Origin of the sequence: Streptomyces alkaliterrae (genome assembly GCF_007097205.2) — a bacterium.
Taxonomy (GTDB): domain Bacteria; phylum Actinomycetota; class Actinomycetes; order Streptomycetales; family Streptomycetaceae; genus Streptomyces; species Streptomyces alkaliterrae.
On record NZ_VJYK02000395.1, the window covers coordinates 1 to 4,208 of the forward strand.

At 70.2% G+C, this 4,208-nt stretch carries 2 protein-coding genes and 1 tRNA gene; 1 reads left to right on the top strand and 2 read right to left on the bottom strand.

Annotation, left to right across the window (positions count from 1 at the left end; all coding sequences use genetic code 11):
* Window positions 1-129: 129 nt before the first annotated feature.
* Together FNX44_RS24430 and FNX44_RS24435 are read right to left on the bottom strand one after the other, a co-directional pair.
* On the bottom strand, window positions 130-2,667 hold the full coding sequence (locus tag FNX44_RS24430) for an ABC transporter permease (RefSeq protein WP_143651147.1): 2,538 nt from the start codon (window positions 2,665-2,667) through the stop codon (window positions 130-132).
* Window positions 2,668-2,876: 209 nt separating this feature from the next.
* Window positions 2,877-3,659: an ABC transporter ATP-binding protein gene (locus tag FNX44_RS24435; RefSeq protein ID WP_143651149.1), complete on the bottom strand. Its 783-nt coding sequence runs from the start codon at window positions 3,657-3,659 to the stop codon at window positions 2,877-2,879.
* A gap of 436 nt (window positions 3,660-4,095) precedes the next feature.
* Between FNX44_RS24435 and FNX44_RS24440 the strand changes: the two genes are divergently transcribed.
* Window positions 4,096-4,178 (top strand) — tRNA-Leu (locus FNX44_RS24440).
* Window positions 4,179-4,208 lie beyond the last annotated feature (30 nt).

Genomic DNA, 4,208 nt, shown 5'->3' on the forward strand with positions numbered 1-4,208 from the left:
CCCGGAACCCGTCCGCCCCCGCACCTGAGCCGGCCGCGGCCTGGCCGACGGGGCTTGTGAACGGACGGCGGGGCGGGCCGCCACCGGCCCGCCCCGCCACGCCAGACGCCCGCTCGCCTCGTGGAGCGGCTACTCCGACTTGATCGCGGCCAGCATGTTCATCCGCGCCGCACGCCGGGCCGGCCACAGCGCGGCCAGCACGCCGACCGCCGCCGCCAGCGTCAGGAACAACGCGATCCGGTCCCACGGGACCACCAGCGAGTAGGTGCTGAACGCGCCGCCCAGCAGTTCGCCCACGGCCCAGCCGAAGAACAGGCCGAGCCCGACGCCCATCACCCCGCCGAACAGGGCGATCACGATCGACTCCAGCCGGACCATCCGCTTGACGCTCTTCCGGTCCAGGCCGATCGCCCGCAGCATGCCGATCTCCTGGGACCGTTCGAAGACCGACATGGCCAGGGTGTTCACCACTCCGAGCACCGCGACGACCACCGCCATCGCGAGCAGCCCGTACAGCATGTTCAGCATGATGGTGAACTCCTGGGCGGTGGCGTCGGCGATGTCCTGCTTGCTCTGGATCAGGATCGCCGGGTTCTCACCGAGCGCCTTCGCCACCCGGTCCTTGCCGGCCGCACTGACCCCGTCCTTCAGCTTGACCATGACCTGCGCGTCGCTCGGCCGCTGCGTGTGCGGGTCCAGGACGGAGGTGTCCATCATCAGGCCCTGCATCATCTCGTTGCCCCGGTAGACACCGGCCACGGTCAGCTTCTCGCGCTTGCCGTCCTCGAAGGTGAACTTCAGGGTAGAGCCGCGCTTCCAGTCGTTCTCCTTGGCCGTGGCCCTGTCGACGAGCACGCCGCCGTCGGCGAGGCCGGCGAACGAGCCGGAGTCGAAGTCGAGGTTGACGAGCTTCCCGACGTCCTTCCCGCTGACCCCGGAGAGCCAGTGGGAGGTACCGTCCACCTCGGCGTCCGCGCGCCGCAGCGGGCTGAGCGCGGTGACGTCCGGGAGGTCCCGCAGGGTCTTCTCCACCTCGGGCGAGAGATCGCGGTAGTTCGCCATGCTGAGGGTGTAGTCGGCCTTGAGGGAGTCGGCCGCCATCTTGTTGATCGCCTGCTGGGAGCTGCCTGCGACCACGGTGAGCCCGGTGATCAGCGTCAGACCGATCATCAGCGCGGAGGCGGTGGCCGCCGTCCGACGCGGGTTGCGCACGGCGTTCTGCCGGGCGAGCTTGCCGGACACCCCGAACGCCCGCAGCACCGGTCCGGCCGCCGCGATCAGCGGCCGGGACAGCAGCGGCGTCAGCACGAACACGCCGACCACCAGCACACAGGCGCCCAGCGCCATCGGCGCCTGCGCCTCGTTGAAGCCCATCCCCGTGGCGAGCAGCACCAGCGCGGCACCGGCGGCGAACAGGATCGAACCGATGGTGTTGCGCACCACCAGGGAACGCGTCGTCGGCGTCGCGTGCACACTGCTCATCGCCGCCACCGGCGGGATCTTCGCGGCCCGACGGGCCGGCAGCCAGGCCGCGAGCATCGTCACGCCGATACCGACCACCAGGGACGCCACCACGGCGTCCGTGCCCACCAGCAGCGGACCGTCCGGCACCGTCAGGTCGAACGCGTTGAGCAGCGCGCGCAGACCCACGGCGATGCCGATACCCGTCACCAGGCCGATCACCGCCGCGATCGTGCCGACGACACCCGCCTCCAGCAGCACCGAACGCGTCACCTGGCGGCGGCTCGCGCCCACCGCGCGCATCAGCGCCAGCTCCTTGGTCCGCTGCGCCACCAGCATGGTGAACGTGTTGGCGATGATGAAGACGCCCACGAAGAGCGAGATACCGGCGAAGACGAGCATGAACGTGCGCATGCCGCTCATCTCGCGGTCGATCATCCGGGCCTGCTCGTCGGCGAGCGTCTTGCCGGTGGTCGCCTCCACCTCCTTCGGCAGGCTCTCCTCCACCTGCTTGAGCAGCTGCGCCTGCGAGGTGCCCTTCGCGGCGGTGAGGATGATCTGCTCGTACTCGCCGGGCTTGGTGAACAGCGACTGCGCGGTACGGGTGTCGAAGAGGACCAGCGTGCCACCGGCCGCCACACCGCCGTCGTCGGTGGTGAACACGCCGACGACCTTCTCCTGGCGCACCGGGCCGTCCACCGACATCCGGACCGTGTCGCCGACCTGGTAGCCGGTGCGCTCGGCGGTCCTCGCGTCCAGCATGATCTCGCCCGCGCGCTGCGGGGCGCGGCCGTCCTTCACCGGGTAGCGGAAGTCGGTGCCCCGACCGTCCTTGCCGGCGTAGTAGTTGCCGCCCCTGGTGGACCAGCCCTGGCCCACGAGCTTGCCGTCCTTGTCGGCGAGCGCGGCGAAGCCGGAGACCTCGCCGAGCGCGCCGCCGGCGCCGGGCAGCCGCTCGGCCCTGTCCAGCAGCTTCTGGCTCAGCCGGGCTGCCTCGCCCGGCCCCATGTGGGTGCTCTCGTCGGGCCGCAGCGCCACGTCGACCTGGGCGAAGCCCTTCTCGGAACTCTTCTGGAACGCGTGGGACAGGGTGGAGGTGAAGACGAGGGTGCCGGCGACGAAGGCCACGCCGAGCATCACGGCGAGCACGGTCATCAGCAACCGCGCCTTGTGCGCGAGTACGTTGCGCAGGGCGGTACGGAACATGGGAAGTCCTGGAGGATTCGCCCCCGCCGCGCCGGTCGTGGACGCACGACGGCAGGCGGTACCGGGGGAGGAGGGTGAACGGCGTCTGAGAGGGCCCGTGCGCTCTTCGCGCTACGCGCTCCTGTATCGGGGCCGCGCGCACTCGACATCGCGCGCCGGGGCCCGTTTCCCGTCGGCCGCGAGCTGTGCGCCCACGGCCGCGGGCCGCGTCAGCTGGTGCGGCCCTTGGCCTCGAAGTTCTTCATGCGCTCCAGCACGGAGTCGGCCGTCGGACCGAGCATGTCGTCCACGATGCGGCCGTCGGCGAGGAAGATGACGCGGTCGGCGTACGAGGCCGCCACCGGGTCGTGCGTCACCATGACCACCGTCTGGCCCAGCTCGCGCACCGAGTTCCGCAGGAAGCCCAGCACCTCGGCGCCGGACCGGGAGTCGAGGTTTCCGGTGGGCTCGTCACCGAAGATGATGTCCGGCTGCGAGGCCAGCGCGCGTGCCACCGCGACCCGCTGCTGCTGGCCGCCGGACAGCTCGCTCGGCCGGTGCTTGAGCCGCCCGGACAGGCCGACGGTCTCCACGACCTTCTCCAGCCACGCCCGGTCCGGCTTCCGACCGGCGATGTCCATCGGAAGGGTGATGTTCTCCATCGCGTTCAGGGTCGGCAGGAGGTTGAACGCCTGGAAGATGAAGCCGATCTTGTCGCGGCGCAGCTGGGTGAGCTTCTTGTCCTTCAGCGCGGTCAGCTCGATGTCGCCGATCCGCGCGGAACCGCTGCTCACCGAGTCCAGCCCGGCCATGCAGTGCATAAGCGTGGACTTGCCGGAACCGGACGGCCCCATGATCGCGGTGAACTGGCCCTGGCGGAACTCGACGGAGACCCGGTCGAGGGCGATCACCTTCGTCTCGCCCTGACCGTAGACCTTGGACAGGTCAGTGGCGCGGGCGGCGGCAACACCGGAGGTGACGACGTGGGCGCCTGGCTGGGTGGTGGTGGTCACGGGCTTGGACTCCTGTGGCGAGACGGACTGAGGCGTACCACTCCATCGTCGGCGCGGCCCGGCGCCCTGGGATCAGACCCTCATCCACACTTGGGGAGGCCTTCAGACGTACCCCCGCCCCGGCGCCGTCCTACCTGGGGATGACCGCGACCCTGACACCGCCCCCGCCGCGTCACGCCGCGCCGGCCGGTCGCCGCTCACAAAAACCGACCGACCGACTTGCGTCACGAAGGAGCGACTTTGCGTCAATCCATGACCCCCCGCATATGCCAAGAGACCAGTCCTACGCGGAAACAACAGGCCGCGAACCGGGAAGGGCACCCATAAAATCAGACAACGTCCTTGTGACTCACCGCCGTTCACCCGCCCCGGCCAGTTACGCTCGACGTGCACCCTGGGGGAGGACCGCGGCTGCATACGCGATCCAGGAGCCGGTGCCCGGGTGGTGGAATGCAGACACGACGAGCTTAAACCTCGTTGGCCTACGTGGCCGTGCCGGTTCAAGTCCGGCTCCGGGCACACCCGGCTCACGCTCCCACCCCACCGGAG